We start from the raw sequence: 16,607 nt of genomic DNA, 5'->3' as shown, positions 1-16,607 counted from the left end.
GATTGCAAGACAGATAGCGCCAAATAACAAAAAATAAATACTTTCTTAATTCTTGCTGTGGTGCTGCAACCATTCAGCCGGTCGCCAGGCACGCCACAGCCGTTCGAGTTCCCCCGCCTCGACCGGCCGTCCGGTCAGGAAGCCTTGCACATCGTCACAACCGATCGCCGCCAGAAAGCGCCATTGCCGCCAGGCTTCCACCCCTTCGGCCACCACCCGCAGGCGCAGTGTGCGGCCCAGTTGAACAATCGCCTGGACGATGGCCTCGTCATCGCCATCCTGGCCGATATCGGCCACAAAGGAGCGATCGACCTTGAGCCGGTCGAGCGGAAAACGTTTCAGATAGCCCAGCGAGGAATAGCCGGTGCCGAAGTCGTCGATCGACAGGCCCACCCCCATGCGCTTGAGTGCCTGGAGCGTGCTCAGCACCTCGTCGTCCATCAGCACCCGTTCGGTCAATTCGAGTTCGAGACAGGCCGGGTCCAATTGACTCTCGTCGAGCGCAGCGGCGACCAGGGCGCAGATATCCTGCCGGAACTGCTGCGCCGACAGATTGACCGCCACCGGAACCGACGCGAGCCCGGCCATCTGCCAGGCACGGTTCTGCCGGCAGGCTTCGCGCAGCACCCATTCCCCGAGCCGCACGATCAGGCCCGACTCCTCGGCCAGCGGAATAAAACGATCGGGCGCCACCAGTCCATGTTCGGGATGGTGCCAGCGCACCAATGCCTCGACCCCGATCAGGGCGCCGCTGCCCAGCGATACCTGTGGCTGGTAATGAAGCACGAATTCCTGTCGCTCGATGGCCCGGCGCAAGGCCGCTTCCCACTGCAGCAGCTCAAAGCCATAGCTGCGCAGCGCCGGGGCAAAGAACTGGTAATTGTTTCGACCGCTCGATTTGGCGTGGTACATGGCGGTATCGGCGCATTTGAGCAAGGCGTCGAGATCCTCGCCATGATCAGGGTAGAGGGCGATGCCGATCGAAGGCGTCACCGACAGTTCATGGCCCTCGACCTGGAAAGGCCAGGCGGTGGTATCGAGAATCTTGCTCGCCACAGCCGCCGCGTCGTCGCAGTCATTGAGCTCGGGCAACAGCACCACAAACTCGTCGCCACCCAGCCGGCTTACTGTATCGCTGCCGCGCAGGCACCAGCGCAGCCGGGTGGACACCTGACGCAGCACCTCGTCGCCGACGCCATGGCCGAGCGAATCGTTGATATGTTTGAAACGGTCGAGATCGATAAACAGCAGCGCCACTCGCCGGCCACTGCGCGCCGCCGCGGTGAGCGCCTGGGTGGCGCGGTCGCTGAACAGCACTCGGTTGGGCAGATCGGTCAGCGCATCGTAGTGGGCCAGATGCTCGACCTGTGCCTCGGCCGCCCGGCGGGCACTGATATCGGTAAACATCACGATATGGTTGGTCAGCCGCTGCGCCGGGTCGAAGACTGGGGTGATGCTGCACCAGACCGGGTAGGTGCCTATATCGGGCCGGCGCTGCCATAACTCGCCCTGCCATGGGTTGCCCGCCTCGACCAACTGCCAGCGTGCGATACGCGCCTCGTCGTCTTCGATCTGGGCCAGCAGGAAATCCGGCTCCCGCCCCAGGGCCTGCTCGGCCGTATAACCGCTGACCCGGCTGAAGGCATCGTTGGTCAGGACGATCCGGCGGTTGGCATCGGTAATCAGGATCGACTCCTGACTGGTCGAGAACACCTGGGCCGCCAGCCGCCAGTTGGCCTCCGCCGCCCGGTGGGCCGTGACATCCTGGCAGGCGCCGATCAGCCGCACCATTGCTTCGCCGTCATAGAGCGGCTGGGCAGTCATACGCAGCATCTGCGCTTCCCGGCCGCGGACCAGTCGTTCCAGTTCCAGATCGAAGGGCCGGCCATTGGCCAGTGCCTCCCGCACCGCTTCCTCCCATATTCCCCGGCTCACCAGCCCCAGACAGTCGCCGATGGCCGCCAGACTCGGTTCGGTCTGGCGATCCAGCCCCAGCAGGCGAAACAGTTCCTCGCTCCACAGGCAGACCCCACTGTCGGGCAGATATTCCCATCCCCCCACCCCGGCAAGCCGCTGGGTCTGCTGCAACAGTTCGGTCAGCCGCGCTTCCTTGGTCAGGTCGCGCGAAGTCACCAGCATGCCGACGATCAGACCCTGTTCGTCACGGTAGGGGTCGTAATGGACATCGAGAAAGCAGCGGCCACGGCCGGGAAGCTGGGTCCAGACCTGGAAGTCCAGATGCTCGCCCTGCATGACCCGATCAAGCAGCGTCTGGTAACGGGCAACATGGTCTTCGCCCCAGACTTCCACCAGCGGCCGGTCGATCAGGGCCGAGGAGGGCAGGTCGAGGCTGCGGCACAGCGCCGGATTGGCGATCCGGTAATAGCCGTCACGATCGATAAAGCTCATCAGATCGGCGCTGCTTTCCACCATCTGGCGATAACGGCGCAGACCGCGCTCGGCGGCTGCCAGTTCGGCAGCACTGGCCCGTTGCGCCATCGCCGCCCGGCGCAGACTGTCGATGGTGCTGCCACAGACCAGGGCGATAAAGCTGGTCGAGGCCAGCCAGACCACGACGTCGAGTTCGCTGTCAGCCGGCCCATGCTGCACCAGTGGCGTCAGGATCAGCCAAGCCAGCCAGCCATTGGCCAGCAGCGCGCCGGCGCTGCCAAAGCGCAGGGCGACCAGCAGTGGCAGCAGACCATAACCGTAGTAGTACTCGGTCAGCGGCAACCAATAGCCAAGCAGCAGCGGCAGGGCCAGCCACAACAGCAATTCGAGCCGGCGCCAGCCTCGAATGCGCTCGAAGCGGACCCGCTCATGGCTGGCCAGACGACTCCAGCCGCGTCGTGCCAAGGCAGCGCTGCTCAACGACAGCAACGGCACCACCACTACGCATAGCAACAGCAGCCGCCAGACCAGCAACGCCGGCCAACCCTGTTGCGCTGCGGCCGGCCGACATAGCGCGTCCAGCATGCAACCCAGGGCCAGCGGCATCAGACAGGCAAAGCCGATAAAACGCAGCAGATCACGCCGCTGCGTCAGCGCCGCCTCTCCGCCGCAGTGACGCAGAAAAATCCAGGCAGCCAGACCGGCCGGCAACGCTTCGGCCATCCCGGAACCAAACCAGCGCCACGGCTCGGCGCTATCGGCCATCCAAGCACCATGGAGCCACAGCGCCGGCAGGACGCGCGGTCCCCACCACAACACCAGCGCCGGCCCGAGCACCATGGGCAACACCGGCAGCAGCAGGCCCGCCAGCCACAGTAGCGGCAACGATAACCAGTAGGTGGTTCCCGGCAATGAGGTAGGGCGCGGAGGGGAGCTGACAACCATGGAGCGGGCGCCGGGCAAAGACGTGCTTGCAGTATTGGTCAGCCCCCTGCTTTGCGCAAACCTTTGCTTTATATGAGAAAAGCGCGGGTTCTTTGGTGGGGAATCAGCGGGGGAGAGCGGGGAAGGAGATTAGGTACTGCTGGAAGCGGATACTGCGTATTTTTATATTTTTTCTTTATATTTGGCTAATTAATTAGCATATATTATGCGTAAAACATTTATTTTCCCCAGCTTTTTGAGTGACGCGCACTTACCGGCCCGTCCGCCTCTCCTCCCTGCTCCCTTTTGTCTCCCATCATGAAAGACACTGAACGGTGGAGCACACAGTCGTCTCCCGATTGACATCGCAGGCGCTGACCGGCTTCTGCCTCCGTCACTCACCGCAGCGAGATCGGACACAGCGGTGCCTTACGATCTTCGGTCTAACGCCCCCTACGATCGACAGGTCTGGAGGCTGCAACGGGATGACTCGCTCCTGCATTTTTCAGCGAGGAGCATTTGCCGGCCCGCCCTCCTCTTCCTCGCGCGTCTTTTCGTCTTCCATCATGAAAAATGCCAGTCAGCAGGGCTGACTGGCATTGAACGGCGGAAAACGCAGCCGTATCCCCATGGGCATCGCAGGCTTTGACCGGCTTCCGTGTCCGTCACTCACCGCAGTGAGATCGGACACAGCGGTGCGTGACGACCTTCGGTCTGACGCACCCTGCGGTCGATGGGCTTGGATGCCGGGGCAGGATTACTCCTGCGTTTCGGCAGGCGGGGGAGCCTCGTCGTTCAGGACGGCCTTGATCGACAGACGGACGCGGCCTTTTTCGTCCTGCTCGATCACCTTGACCCGGACCTGCTGGCCTTCCTTGAGGTAATCGGCGACGTTGTTGACGCGCTCATTGGCGATCTGCGACACATGGACCAGACCGTCCTTGCCCGGCAGGACCTGGACGATGGCGCCCACGTTCTTGTCGAGAATCTTGACCACGGTGCCTTCGTAGACCTTGCCGATTTCGAGTTCGGCGGTGATCTGCTCGATACGGCGACGGGCTTCATCGGCGCCTTCCGAAGACACGCTGGCGATGGTGATCACGCCGTCGTCCTGGATATCGATGGTGGTACCGGTCTCTTCGGTGATGGCACGAATCACGGCGCCGCCCTTGCCGATCACATCACGGATCTTTTCCGGATTGATCTTCATGGTGTAGAGGCGCGGGGCGTGCTGGCTGACTTCGGCACGGTGGCCGCCCATCGCTTCGCGCATCAGGCCGAGGATATGCATGCGACCTTCCTTGGCCTGGTCAAGGGCCACGCGCATGATTTCCTTGGTGATACCGTTGATCTTGATATCCATCTGCAAGGCAGTGACACCGTTCTCGGTACCGGCCACCTTGAAGTCCATATCGCCCAGGTGATCTTCGTCGCCGAGGATGTCGGACAGCACGGCAAAGCGGTTGCCTTCCTTGATCAGACCCATGGCAATACCGGCCACATGGGCCTTGAGCGGCACACCGGCGTCCATCAGGCTGAGGCAGCCGCCGCAGACCGAGGCCATCGAGGAGGAGCCGTTCGATTCGGTGATTTCCGACACCACGCGCATCGAGTAGCTGAACTCTTCCGGGGTCGGCAGCACGGCCACCAGAGCACGCTTGGCCAGACGGCCGTGGCCGATTTCGCGGCGCTTCGGGGCACCGACGCGGCCGGTTTCACCGGTCGAGTAGGGCGGGAAGTTGTAATGCAGCATGAAGCGCTCGCTGTATTCGCCAGTGAGCGCGTCGATGATCTGCTCGTCCATCTTGGTGCCCAGTGTCGCCACGGCCAGTGCCTGGGTTTCACCACGGGTGAACAGGGCGGAGCCGTGGGTGCGCGGCAGCACGCCCGAGCGAATCACGATCGGACGCACGGTGCGGGTATCGCGACCGTCGATACGCGGGTAGCCGTCGAGGATCTGGTTACGCACGATCCGGGCCTCCAGACCGTGGAAGATATCCTTGATCTGGTTGGCGGTGGTGGTATCGGTTTCTTCGTTGATCAGGGCTGCGGCGACGCCATCCCAGACTTCGTTGATCTTTTGCGAGCGCAGGGACTTCTTGGGAATGCGGAAAGCCTGCTTCAGACCTTCTTCGGCCAGCTCGGCGATACGGGCCTGCAGCGCCTCGTCCTGGGCCGGAGCAGCCCAGTCCCATAGTTCGGGGTTGACTTCGTCGGCCAGCTCGTTGATCACCTTGATCGCAGCCTGCATCTGTTCGTGGCCGAACACCACGGCGCCCAGCATCACGGCTTCGGGCAGTTGCTTGGCTTCCGATTCGACCATCAGCACGGCTTGCTCGGTACCGGCGACCACCAGGTCAAGCTCGCTGACCTTGAGTTCGCTGGCCGAGGGGTTGAGCACATACTGACCGTCGATATAGGCGACGCGGGCAGCGCCGATCGGGCCCTGGAACGGCACGCCCGAGATGGCGAGCGCAGCCGAGGCACCCAGCATGGCGGGGATATCGGGATCGATTTCCGGATCGACCGACAACACGGTGGCGACGATCTGGATTTCGTTGTAGAAGCCATCAGGGAACAGCGGGCGGATCGGGCGATCGATCAGACGCGAAGTCAGGATCTCCTTTTCCGAAGGCCGGCCTTCACGCTTGAAAAAGCCGCCTGGGATCTTGCCGGCGGCGTAGGTGCGTTCCTGATAATCGACGGTCAGCGGGAAGAAATCCTGACCGGGTTTGACATTCTTGGCGCCTACCACGGTGACGAGCACCACGGTATCGTCCATCGACACCATCACGGCGCCGGAGGCCTGGCGGGCAATCTCGCCAGTTTCGAAGGTGACAGTGTGTTTGCCATAGGCAAACGATTTCTGGATGCGATTGAACACGCGTCTGTCCTTTTTTTCACACGACATGCCGCCGTCAGCGTCGGCGACGAGTAGCCGTCCGGCGCGCTGAACTCCGCTGGCGCGGACACCGGGATTCCAGCCGACTACCGGCCGGCCGATCGCGCGCGCTGCTCCCAGGGGAGGCAGCGTGCCGGGGTCGTCCGGTCCGTGGACAGCGCACGCCGCTGGAATCACTGAACGTGCGCAACATAAAAAATGTGGAGAAGCTGCGGGAAGAGCGAAGAACGTCTTATGTATAAAACAAAAAAGTCGCGGTTTCCCGCGACTTTTGGTGATGCTTACTTGCGCAGACCCAGGCGGGCGATCAGCTCGCGGTAGCCTTCGAGGTTAGTGCGCTTGTAGTAGTCGAGCAGCTTGCGACGACGGCTCACCATCTTCAGGAGACCGCGACGGCTGTGGTGGTCCTTCTGGTTGGCCTTGAAGTGGGCGGTCAGGTCGTTGATCCGAGCGGTCAACAGGGCGACTTGCACTTCGGGGGAACCGGTATCACCAGCAGCGCGTTGGTACTGCTTGACGATCTCAGCTTTTTGTTCGACGGTGATCATTTTTCTACAAACTCCAGTTACGGTGCGCCTGGTGGCGCGGACAAGCCGGGCGAGCCTTGACCCCTCCCGACTCCTCAAAATTTCGACCATCAGGCGACGATGGTCGATAGCAATCTGCGTGGATGGACGATTTCGTCCTCGGTCAGTTCGCCCAGACCGAGAAAACAGCGACTTCCGTCGCCGACGTCACCGTACAGACGCAAGGCCGGGATTATCGCACTTTTACCCGGATAGCGCACGGACATTCCATGACGCATTCGGGCCGTCAGGGCGGCATCGAGCGTGAGTTCGGGCAGATCGGCCAATAGCGCGTCGGGAGGCAATAACAAGGCATCGCGTTCGGCCTCGCTCATGGCTTCGAGCGCTTCCAGCGTCACCGCCTCGGTCAGCCGGAAACCCGCCGTTTCGGTGCGGCGCAGACCGATCAGATGAGCGCCGCAGCCGAGTTTTTCGCCAACGTCTTCGGCCAGGGTACGGATATACGTTCCCTTGCTACAACGCACATCGATACGGAAGGTAGCAGCGCCGTCGAACTCGAGCAGTTCGATGGCATAGATCGTTACCGACCGCGCCGCCCGTTCGATCTCGATACCGTCGCGGGCGTACTCGTAGAGCGCCTTGCCTTGATGCTTGAGCGCCGAATACATCGGCGGCGTCTGCTCGATCGGGCCGACGAAACCGGCCAGGGCGGCTGTCAACGCCGTCGGCGTCACCGCCACCGGTCGATTGAGCACCACCTCGCCTTCGGCATCGCCGGTGGTCGTGGTCATACCAAGCCGCACGGTGGCGATGTAGCGCTTGTCGGCATCGAGCATGCGCTGGGCAAACTTGGTCGCCTCGCCAAAGCACAGCGGCAACAAGCCGGTGGCCAGGGGGTCGAGCACGCCGGTATGACCACCCTTTTCGGCACAGAACAGCCAACGTGCCTTCTGGAGTGCCTGGTTGCTCGACATACCGATCGGCTTGTCGAACAACAGCACGCCATCGAGACGACGTTTACTGCGCTTCGCTGTCATCGTCGGCGGCACGGGTCTTGACGGCTTCATCGATCAGTTTGTCGAGGCTGAGGCCGCGCTCGACCGAATGATCGTAGTCGAAATGCAGCTCCGGCATCTTGAACAGCTTGATCCGGCGCGACAGCTCACTGCGCAGGAAGCCGGCCGAGCGTTGCAGGATGCGGCGGGTTTCCTCGCCGTCGCCGTTGAGCACCGTATAGAACACCTTGGCATGACTCATATCGCGGCTGACTTCGACCCCGGTCAGGGTGACGAAGCCCAGACGCGGGTCTTTGATTTCCATTTGCAGCAGTTCGGCCAGCTCACGCTGGATCTGCTGGGCTACCCGGTCGGACCGGGAAAAATCCTTGGGCATAGTGAAACGAATCCTGGTCGTGAATAGGTAAACGGGAAGGGGGAAGAAGGAAGGACGGGGCTGTCGCCCCTCCCCTCGCTCTTCCCCCTCCCCGAGGCGGTATGGCCGGCCGCGATCAGAGCGTGCGGGCCACTTCGACGATTTCGAACACTTCGAGCTGGTCGCGTTCCTGGATGTCGTTGTAGTTCTTCAGTTGCAGACCGCATTCGTAGCCGGCCTTGACTTCCTTGACGTCATCCTTGAAGCGCTTGAGGCTTTCCAGCTCGCCTTGGTGCACCACCACGTTGTTGCGCAGCAGACGCACGCCGGCGCCACGCTTGACCACGCCGTCGAGAACCAGACAGCCGGCCACTGCGCCCACCTTGGACACATGGAACACCTGACGGATCTCGACCAGACCGATGATCTGTTCTTTCTTCTCGGGGGCCAGCATGCCCGACAGGGCAGCTTTCACATCGTCTACGGCGTCATAGATGATGTTGTAGTAGCGCAGATCAACCCCTTCGGATTCGGCCAGCTTGCGTGCAGCCGAGTCGGCCCGCACGTTGAAGCCGATAATCACCGCCTTCGAGGCCAGCGCCAGGTTGACGTCCGACTCGGTGATGCCGCCAACGCCCGAGTGCAGGATGTTGACCCGCACTTCGTTGGTGGACAGCTTTTGCAAGCTGTGGCTCAGCGCTTCGAACGAACCCTGCACGTCGGCCTTGATGATCAGCGGCAGGGTCTGGACCTCGCCTTCGGCCATCTGGGCAAACATGTTTTCCAGCTTGGCGGCCTGCTGCTTGGCCAGTCGCACATCACGGAACTTGCCTTGACGAAACAGGGCGATTTCACGCGCCTTGCGCTCGTCAGTCAGCACCATGGCGTCTTCGCCGGCATTGGGGACGTCGGACAGACCCTGGATTTCCACCGGGATCGACGGACCGGCTTCGGTAATCGGCCGACCCGATTCGTCCAGCATGGCACGGACCCGGCCGAATACGGCACCGGCCAGCACCACATCACCCTTACGCAGCGTACCCGACTGCACCAGCATGGTCGCTACCGGACCACGGCCCTTGTCGAGACGGGCTTCGATAATGATGCCCTTGGCCGGCGCATCGACCGGAGCACGCAGTTCCAGCACTTCGGCCTGTAGCAGGATGCCTTCGAGCAGATCGTCGATACCCTGGCCGGTCTTGGCCGAGACATCGATGAACATGGCGTCGCCACCCCAGTCTTCCGGCACCACTTCGTGGGCCACCAGTTCCTGGCGGATCTTTTCCGGGTTGGCTTCGGGCTTGTCGATCTTGTTGACCGCCACCACGATGGGCACCTTGGCCGCTTTGGCATGGTGGATCGCTTCGATGGTCTGGGGCATTACGCCATCGTCGGCAGCCACCACCAGAATCACGATATCGGTCGCGCTGGCACCACGGGCTCGCATGGCGGTAAACGCCTCGTGACCCGGGGTGTCGAGGAAGGTGACTACACCGCGTGGCGTATCGACATGGTAGGCACCGATATGCTGGGTAATCCCGCCCGCTTCGCCGGCAGCCACCTTGGCGCGCCGGATATAGTCGAGCAAGGAGGTCTTACCGTGATCGACGTGACCCATCACGGTCACGACCGGCGGCCGGGTGGTCATCTCGTGCTCAGCCGCTTCAGCGGTGGCGTCGAGATAGGTTTCCGGATCGTCGGTCTTGGCGGCGGTGGCCTTGTGGCCCATTTCCTCGACCACGATCATGGCCGTTTCCTGGTCCAGCACCTGGTTGATCGTGACCATCATGCCCATCTTCATCAGCACTTTGATCACTTCAACGGCCTTGACCGCCATCTTATGGGCCAGATCGGCCACCGAGATGGTCTCGGGCACCAGCACTTCACGCACCACCGGCTCGGTCGGCGCCTGGAAGCCATGCGCACTGTCATTGCCCTTGTGCTTGCTGCCGCCCTTCTTGGATTTCCAGCCACCAACGGAAGTATCACCGCCACGGGTCTTCAGGCCGCCACGGCGGTTGGCGCCTTCGTTCCAACCTTCCTTCTTGACTTCCTTCTTGGCGTCTTTCTTGGCTTCCTTGCTCTCGGGCTTGGGCGCCGGGGTAGCCGGTTTCTGCTCGGTCGCAGGCTTGGGTTGCGGCTTATGCAGGGTATGGTCGGTCGCCGCGGTTTTCGCCGCAGGCTTGGCCGGTGCGCTCAGCTTGCCCGTCGGAGCCGCAGCCGGGGCCGGGGCGGGTGCCGGCGGGGCCAGCTTGGCCTGGGCGGCCTGCTCGGCAGCGCGGCGGCGCGCTTGTTCGCGTTCTTGCTTGGCCTTGAATTCGGCAGCCTGACGGGCCAGCAGCTCCTGCTGCCGACGAGCCTCGATCTCGCGCTGGGCCAGCTCGGCGGCGCCCAGCACCGCTGCACGCGACAGAGGGGTCGGCGATGGAGCGGACTGTTCCGGCTTGGCTTCGGCTGCCGGTTCGGCTTCCACTTCCGGGGCGACCACCGGTTCGGGTTCCGGCTCAGGCTCGGGTTCCGGCTCGGGCAGCGGTTCGGGCTCGGGCACCACCTCGACCACCGGCTCGGGTGCCGGCGGCTCGATCGGGGCCAGTTCCTGCACCGGCTCGACGACTGCTTCGACCGGCTCTTCTGCCGGTTCTTCAGCGGACACCGGCATCACATCGTTGGCCAGCACTACCCGCTTCTTCTTGACCTCGACCTGGATGGTACGGGCCTTGCCGGTAGCGTCTGATTTGCGGATCTCGGTGGTCTGCTTGCGCGCCAGTGTAATCCGCTGCTTTTCGTCGTTCTGGCCATGCATACGGCGCAGATAATCCAGCAGCCGGGCCTTGTCGGCCTCGGTCAGCGGATCGGCCGCGCTGCGTTTATCCACGCCTGCGGCACGAAATTGTTCCAAGAGCTGTTCCGGCGGCATCTTCAGTTCGGCCGCGAATTGGCTCACGTTCAGCTGGGTCATTCTTTCTCCTGTCAGACGAGCGGGCGCGTCCTTACTGTTGCTCGAACCAGTGGGCGCGAGCGGTCATGATGAGTTGCTTGGCCGAGTCGGCATCCATACCGGTCATCTCGGTCAGTTCATCGACGGCAAGCTCGGCCAGATCGTCGCGCGTCCCCACGCCATTGGCGGCTAGGGCACGAGCGATTTCCTGGGTCATACCGTCGAGTCCCAGCAGCTCTTCAGCGCCATGCTCGACCTGTTCTTCCTTGACGATGGCCTGGGTCAGCAGGGCATCGCGGGCGCGACTGCGCAATTCATTGACGATGCTCTCATCGAAGCCTTCGATATCGAGCATTTCCTGGATCGGTACGTAGGCCACCTCTTCCAGCGTCGAGAAGCCTTCTTGCACCAGCACGTCGGCCAGTTCCTCATCGACATCCAGCGCGGCCATAAAGAGTTCACGCACGCGCGAGAACTCGACCTGATGCTTCTGCTCGGCTTCCTCGACCGTCATGATATTGAGGTTCCAGCCGGTCAGTTCGGAGGCGAGACGCACGTTCTGGCCGCCGCGCCCAATGGCCATGGCGAGGTTGTCCTCGTCCACCACCACATCCATGCTGTGGTTGTCCTCATCGACCATGATCTTATTGACCTCGGCCGGCGCCAGCGCACCGATCACGAACTGGGCCGGGTCGGAGGACCACAACACGATATCGACGCGCTCGCCGGACAGCTCGCCCGTCACTGCCTGTACCCGCGATCCACGCATACCGATGCAAGTACCTTGCGGATCGACACGCTGATCGTTGGATTTGACGGCAATCTTGGCTCGGGCACCGGGATCGCGGGCAGCGGCCTTGATCTCGATCAGGCCTTCCTCGATCTCGGGTACCTCGAGTTCGAACAACTTCATGATGAATTCGGGAACGGTACGGCTCAGCACCAGTTGGGCGCCACGACCGTCGCGGTCGATCTTGAGCAGATAAGCGCGGACCCGATCGCCAACCCGCAGGTTTTCCTTCGGGATCATATGTTCGCGCGGCAGCTTGGCTTCGAGCTTGCCGACCTCGACGATGGCATTGCCGCGCTCGATGCGCTTGATCGTGCCTGTCACCAGGTGTTCGCGCCGTTGCAGGAAGTCATTGAGAATCTGCTCGCGCTCAGCGTCGCGGATCTTCTGCAAAATGACCTGCTTGGCCGTCTGGGCACCGATACGGCCGAATTCGACCGGTTCAAGCGGCTCTTCGTAGAAGTCGCCGATCTCGAGTTTCAGGTTCTTTTCGAGCACATCGGTAATCGCCAGTTGGCGCGACGGCTCTTCGTGATCGTTATCCTCGACCACTTCCCAACGACGGAAGCTGACGTGATCGCCCGTCTGGCGGTCGATGGAAACGCGCACGTCCACCTCATCGGTGAAGCGCTTCTTGGTAGCCGACGCCAGCGCCATTTCCAGAGCGCTGAATACGATGTCCTGGCTCACGTTTTTTTCGCGTGCCAGAGCGTCGACCAGCAACAGGATCTCACGACTCATTTTTCGCATACCTCCAGCCAAATTCCGTCGGGCAGTCGCCCAATCCCTTGATCCGCTCCGTGCTCAGAACTGAGGCACCAGCCGGGCCTTATCGATCTGGGTCAGCGGGATCGACACAATGGACTCAGGGCCGGTCGCCACCTGTACGGCGCCATCGAGCATCCCCCTGAGTTCACCCTGGATGTTCTTGCGACCGTCAAGCGGCAGGCGCAGCTTGATTTTGACCTGCTGGCCGGCGAAACGGACGAAATCGGCCTCTTTCTTCAGAGGCCGATCGAGACCGGGCGACGAGACTTCCAGCCGCTCGTAGTCGATATTCTCGACCGTAAACAGATGGGTCAGGTGATTGCTGACCGTCACACAGTCATCGAGGGTGATGCCCTCGGACTTGTCGATGAACACGCGTACCAGGCCGTTGTGGGCCAACTCCAGGTCGACCAGTTCGTAACCCATCCCCGGCAGCGTGCTTTCCAAAAGACCTTGCAAATCCATCTTGCCCCCGCGCGAAGCGGAAATAAAAAATGGGCCGTTGAGCCCATCCTAGAAAACTAAGAATCGAAAATCTTCGTAATTCTATCAAGTTATTGCATTGAACGGAATGCCTAGATAGCGACGCAGCAAAACCCGAGCAGGCGCTCGCTAGGACTTGGCTTGCGCCGCGCGATTCCGGTACATTCCCGCCGAACGATTTATATAGAATTTCCCCGGACCGAGGTCGTTGCGGCGGCCAGGCCCGGACTTATGCCAAGCAAAACGGAGAGACAAGCGATGGAGAAAGTCTGGCTGAAGAACTACCAGTCCGGGGTGCCCGAGACAATTGACCTCAACGAGTTCCAATCGGTCAGCGAGGTGTTTGAGAAAAGCGCCGAGAAATTCCGGGACCGTCCCGCTTTTGCCAACACCATCAAATTCGCCCATCGCGTGATGAGCTATGGCGAGATCGATGCGCTGTCGCGCGACTTCGCCGCCTATCTGCAAAATGATCTCGGCCTTGCCAAGGGCGAGCGCGTGGCGATCATGATGCCCAATCTGCTGCAATACCCTATCGCCGTATTCGGCGCGCTGCGTGCCGGGATGACGGTGGTCAACGTCAATCCGCTCTATACCCCGCGCGAGCTGGAACACCAGCTCAAGGACTCGGGCGCCACCACGATCGTGATCGTGGCCAATTTCGCCCATGTGCTGGCCGAAGTGATCGAACGTACCCAGGTCAAGCATGTGCTGCTCACTGAAATGGGCGACCTGTTCGGCTTCAAGGGCAGCATCCTCAACTTCCTGATGAAGATGAAGAAGATGGTGCCGCCCTACTCCCTGCCCCAGGCCAAGTCGTTCCGTGCTGCGCTCGATCTGGGCCGCCGGCGCGAACTCAAGCCGGTGACGATCGGCCATGAGGATATTGCCTTCCTGCAATACACCGGCGGCACCACCGGGGTCTCCAAGGGCGCGATGCTGCTGCACCGCAATATCATCGCCAATATGCAACAGGCCCATGCCTGGCTCAAACCCCTGGTCCAGGAAGGCCAGGAGATCATCATCACGGCCCTGCCGCTCTACCATATCTTCTCGCTGACCGCCAATTGCATGGTGTTCTCGAAGATCGGCGGCCTCAATGTGCTGATCACCAACCCACGCGACATTCCCGGCTTTATCCAGGAAATGGGCCGCTATCCCGTCACCTGCATGACCGGGGTCAATACCCTGTTCAATGCGCTGCTCAATAACCCGGACTTTCTCAAGCTCAATTTCTCGACCTGGAAGATGTGCCTGGGCGGCGGCATGGCCGTGCAAAAGGCCGTGGCCGACCGCTGGCGCCAACTGACCGGCGTGCCGCTGATCGAAGCCTATGGCATGACCGAAACCTCGCCGGCCGTCTGTATCAACCCGATGTATCTGCGCGAGTACAACGGCGCCATCGGCCTGCCGGTGCCCTCGACCGAGATCGAAGTGCGCGATGCCGAAGGCCGTACCCTGGGCTTTGAAGAGCCTGGCGAACTGTGGGTGCGCGGACCGCAGGTGATGAAGGGCTACTGGAACCGTCCCGAAGAAACGGCCAAGTCGATCGACAGCAACGGCTGGTTCGGCACGGGCGATATGGCGGTGATCCACGCCGACGGCTTCGTCAAGCTGGTCGACCGCAAAAAGGATATGGTCCTGGTGTCGGGCTTCAACGTCTATCCGAACGAAGTCGAGGACGTGGTGGCCATGCATCCGGGCGTGCTCGAAGTGGCCTGTATCGGCGTGCCCGACGACAAGTCGGGCGAAGTGGTGAAGATCTTCGTGGTCAAGAAAGATCCGACCCTGACCGACCGCGATCTGATCGAGCATTGCAAGAAGAATCTGACCGGCTACAAGGTGCCGCGCTTCGTCGAATTCCGCGCCGAGCTGCCCAAGACCAACGTCGGCAAGATCCTGCGTCGCGCCTTGCGTGACGAGGAAATGGCCAAGCTCAATCAGCAATAGAACCGGTATCGTTATCGCGCTCCGCCACAGCCCGCCATTCGGCGGGCTGTGATTTTGCGGCGGGGCAAAGCGGCAATGGCCGGGCTAGAGTAAAGCATCGCGTCGCCCCATCGGCTCAGTTTGGCCGTCATGACAACGTGGTAAACTGCCGCAAAATCTTGCATCCCGTCGGACTATCGCCATGAACCTACTACCTTTCTTCAAGATGATGGCCGAACGCCAGGCCAGCGACCTGTTCGTCACCGCCGGTGCGCCGATCCAGGTCAAAATCCAGGGCATCCTGCATCCGGTCAACCAGCAGGTGTTGCAGCCCGAGCATTCAAAGCGGCTGGCCTACGAGATGATGAGCGAAGAGCAGATCCAGACTTTCGAGTCGGAATGGGAAATGAACTTCGGCTATCCGGTGGAAGGAGTGGGCAATTTCCGCGTCAACGTGTTCCGTCAGCGCGGCAGTGTTGGCGTGGTGGTGCGTTATATCCGCTCGGTATCGTCCTCGATCGAAGAGCTGCGGCTGCCCGAGGCGCTGCGTTCGCTGATCATGGAAAAGCGCGGTCTGATCTTTGTGGTGGGCTCGACCGGCTCGGGCAAGTCGTCCACCGTGACGGCGATGCTGGAACACCGCAATGCCAACCACAGCGGCCATATCCTGACCATCGAAGACCCGGTCGAATACATCTTCCCGCACCGCAAGTCCATCGTCAGCCAGCGCGAAGTCGGCATCGACACCCACAGCTTCTCCGACGCCCTGAAGAACGCCATGCGCGAGGCGCCCGATGTGCTGATGATCGGCGAGATCCGCGACAAGATGACCATGCAGCACGCGCTGACCTACGCCCAGGCGGGCCATCTGTGCATCTCGACGCTGCACGCCAACAACAGCTACCACTCGATGAACCGGATCATCAACTTCTTCCCGCACGACGCGCGCGAAGCCCTGTTGATGGACTTGAGCGTGGCGCTGCGCGCCGTGATCTCGCAACGGCTGGTGCGCAACAAGCAAGGCCGGCTGGTGCCGGCGGTCGAGCTGATGGTCAACTCCAACCGGATCGCCGACCTGATCCGCACCGGCGATATCGACCAGCTCAAGGAAGCGATGGAGCAAAGCCTCTATCAGGGCTCGCAGACCTTTGAACAGGCGCTGTACAAGCTGTTCAAGGATGGCGAGATCACCTACGAGGAAGCACTGCAAAACGCCGATTCGCCGACCAACCTGGCCTGGCTGGTCAATAACGCCCAGTCGCTCGAGGAGATCGAAGCCGACCGGATCAAGAAACGCCAGGAGATGGAAACCAAGCGCCAGGCTGAAGCCGACGTCAGCTTCGATATCGACCTGCACTAGACCGATCACGCCGTCCCGCCAGGCCGGCCTGGACGCGGACACAACCCGCTTTGCCACTGACCGGTCCATTGCTGGCAGTCGAAAGGCCAGCCAGTCGAGCCAAACAAAAAGCCCAGTCATTCAACTGGGCTTTTTGTTTATTTTCTTTTATATCCAGCACCACGTCTTGCAGAGGTTTTGCTGAATTCTTTCATTTAGTACTCAGGTCATCCGGGGCCCCATCG

At 61.5% G+C, this 16,607-nt stretch carries 10 protein-coding genes; 2 read left to right on the top strand and 8 right to left on the bottom strand.

The annotated features are described in order from the left end of the window. Positions 1-45: 45 nt before the first annotated feature. The 8 genes from ACFOW7_RS17690 to rimP all read right to left on the bottom strand — a co-directional run bounded on the left by ACFOW7_RS17690 (position 46) and on the right by rimP (position 13,076). A complete protein-coding gene (locus tag ACFOW7_RS17690) occupies positions 46-3,276 on the bottom strand; it encodes a sensor domain-containing protein (RefSeq protein ID WP_378166822.1) in 3,231 nt (1,076 codons plus the stop codon). A 796-nt stretch (positions 3,277-4,072) separates the two neighbouring features. Further along, positions 4,073-6,226 carry a polyribonucleotide nucleotidyltransferase gene (gene pnp / locus ACFOW7_RS17685; RefSeq protein ID WP_378166820.1) on the bottom strand — a complete coding sequence of 718 codons (2,154 nt, stop codon included), beginning with the start codon at positions 6,224-6,226 and terminating at the stop codon, positions 4,073-4,075. Positions 6,227-6,498: 272 nt separating this feature from the next. Continuing rightward, positions 6,499-6,765 carry a 30S ribosomal protein S15 gene (rpsO, locus tag ACFOW7_RS17680; RefSeq protein ID WP_378166818.1) on the bottom strand — a complete coding sequence of 89 codons (267 nt, stop codon included), beginning with the start codon at positions 6,763-6,765 and terminating at the stop codon, positions 6,499-6,501. An 89-nt stretch (positions 6,766-6,854) separates the two neighbouring features. Further along, positions 6,855-7,781: a tRNA pseudouridine(55) synthase TruB gene (truB, locus tag ACFOW7_RS17675; RefSeq protein WP_378166815.1), complete on the bottom strand. Its 927-nt coding sequence runs from the start codon at positions 7,779-7,781 to the stop codon at positions 6,855-6,857. Continuing rightward, the gene (rbfA, locus tag ACFOW7_RS17670) at positions 7,762-8,136 is read right to left on the bottom strand and encodes a 30S ribosome-binding factor RbfA (protein ID WP_378166813.1); all 375 of its coding nucleotides are present in this window, start codon (positions 8,134-8,136) and stop codon (positions 7,762-7,764) included. The genes truB and rbfA overlap by 20 nt, the downstream gene beginning before the upstream one ends. A 115-nt stretch (positions 8,137-8,251) precedes the next feature. After that, positions 8,252-11,074, bottom strand: coding sequence for a translation initiation factor IF-2 (gene infB / locus ACFOW7_RS17665; RefSeq protein ID WP_378166811.1), 2,823 nt, complete (start codon positions 11,072-11,074; stop codon positions 8,252-8,254). Between the two features lie 31 nt (positions 11,075-11,105). Next, positions 11,106-12,584: a transcription termination factor NusA gene (gene nusA, locus ACFOW7_RS17660; protein WP_378166809.1), complete on the bottom strand. Its 1,479-nt coding sequence runs from the start codon at positions 12,582-12,584 to the stop codon at positions 11,106-11,108. Positions 12,585-12,647: 63 nt separating this feature from the next. Continuing rightward, positions 12,648-13,076, bottom strand: coding sequence for a ribosome maturation factor RimP (rimP, locus tag ACFOW7_RS17655; RefSeq protein WP_378166807.1), 429 nt, complete (start codon positions 13,074-13,076; stop codon positions 12,648-12,650). A gap of 276 nt (positions 13,077-13,352) precedes the next feature. Between rimP and ACFOW7_RS17650 the strand changes: the two genes are divergently transcribed. Both ACFOW7_RS17650 and ACFOW7_RS17645 read left to right on the top strand, forming a co-directional pair. Continuing rightward, entirely contained in the window at positions 13,353-15,044 is a 1,692-nt protein-coding gene (locus ACFOW7_RS17650) for an AMP-binding protein (protein ID WP_378166805.1), read from the top strand. Positions 15,045-15,225: 181 nt separating this feature from the next. Continuing rightward, positions 15,226-16,383: a PilT/PilU family type 4a pilus ATPase gene (locus tag ACFOW7_RS17645; RefSeq protein ID WP_378166803.1), complete on the top strand. Its 1,158-nt coding sequence runs from the start codon at positions 15,226-15,228 to the stop codon at positions 16,381-16,383. Positions 16,384-16,607 lie beyond the last annotated feature (224 nt).

This window comes from Chitinimonas lacunae, from assembly GCF_042650885.1.
Taxonomy (GTDB): Bacteria; Pseudomonadota; Gammaproteobacteria; order Burkholderiales; family Chitinimonadaceae; genus Chitinimonas_A; species Chitinimonas_A lacunae.
This window is presented reverse-complemented; position numbering and strand designations above follow the sequence as displayed.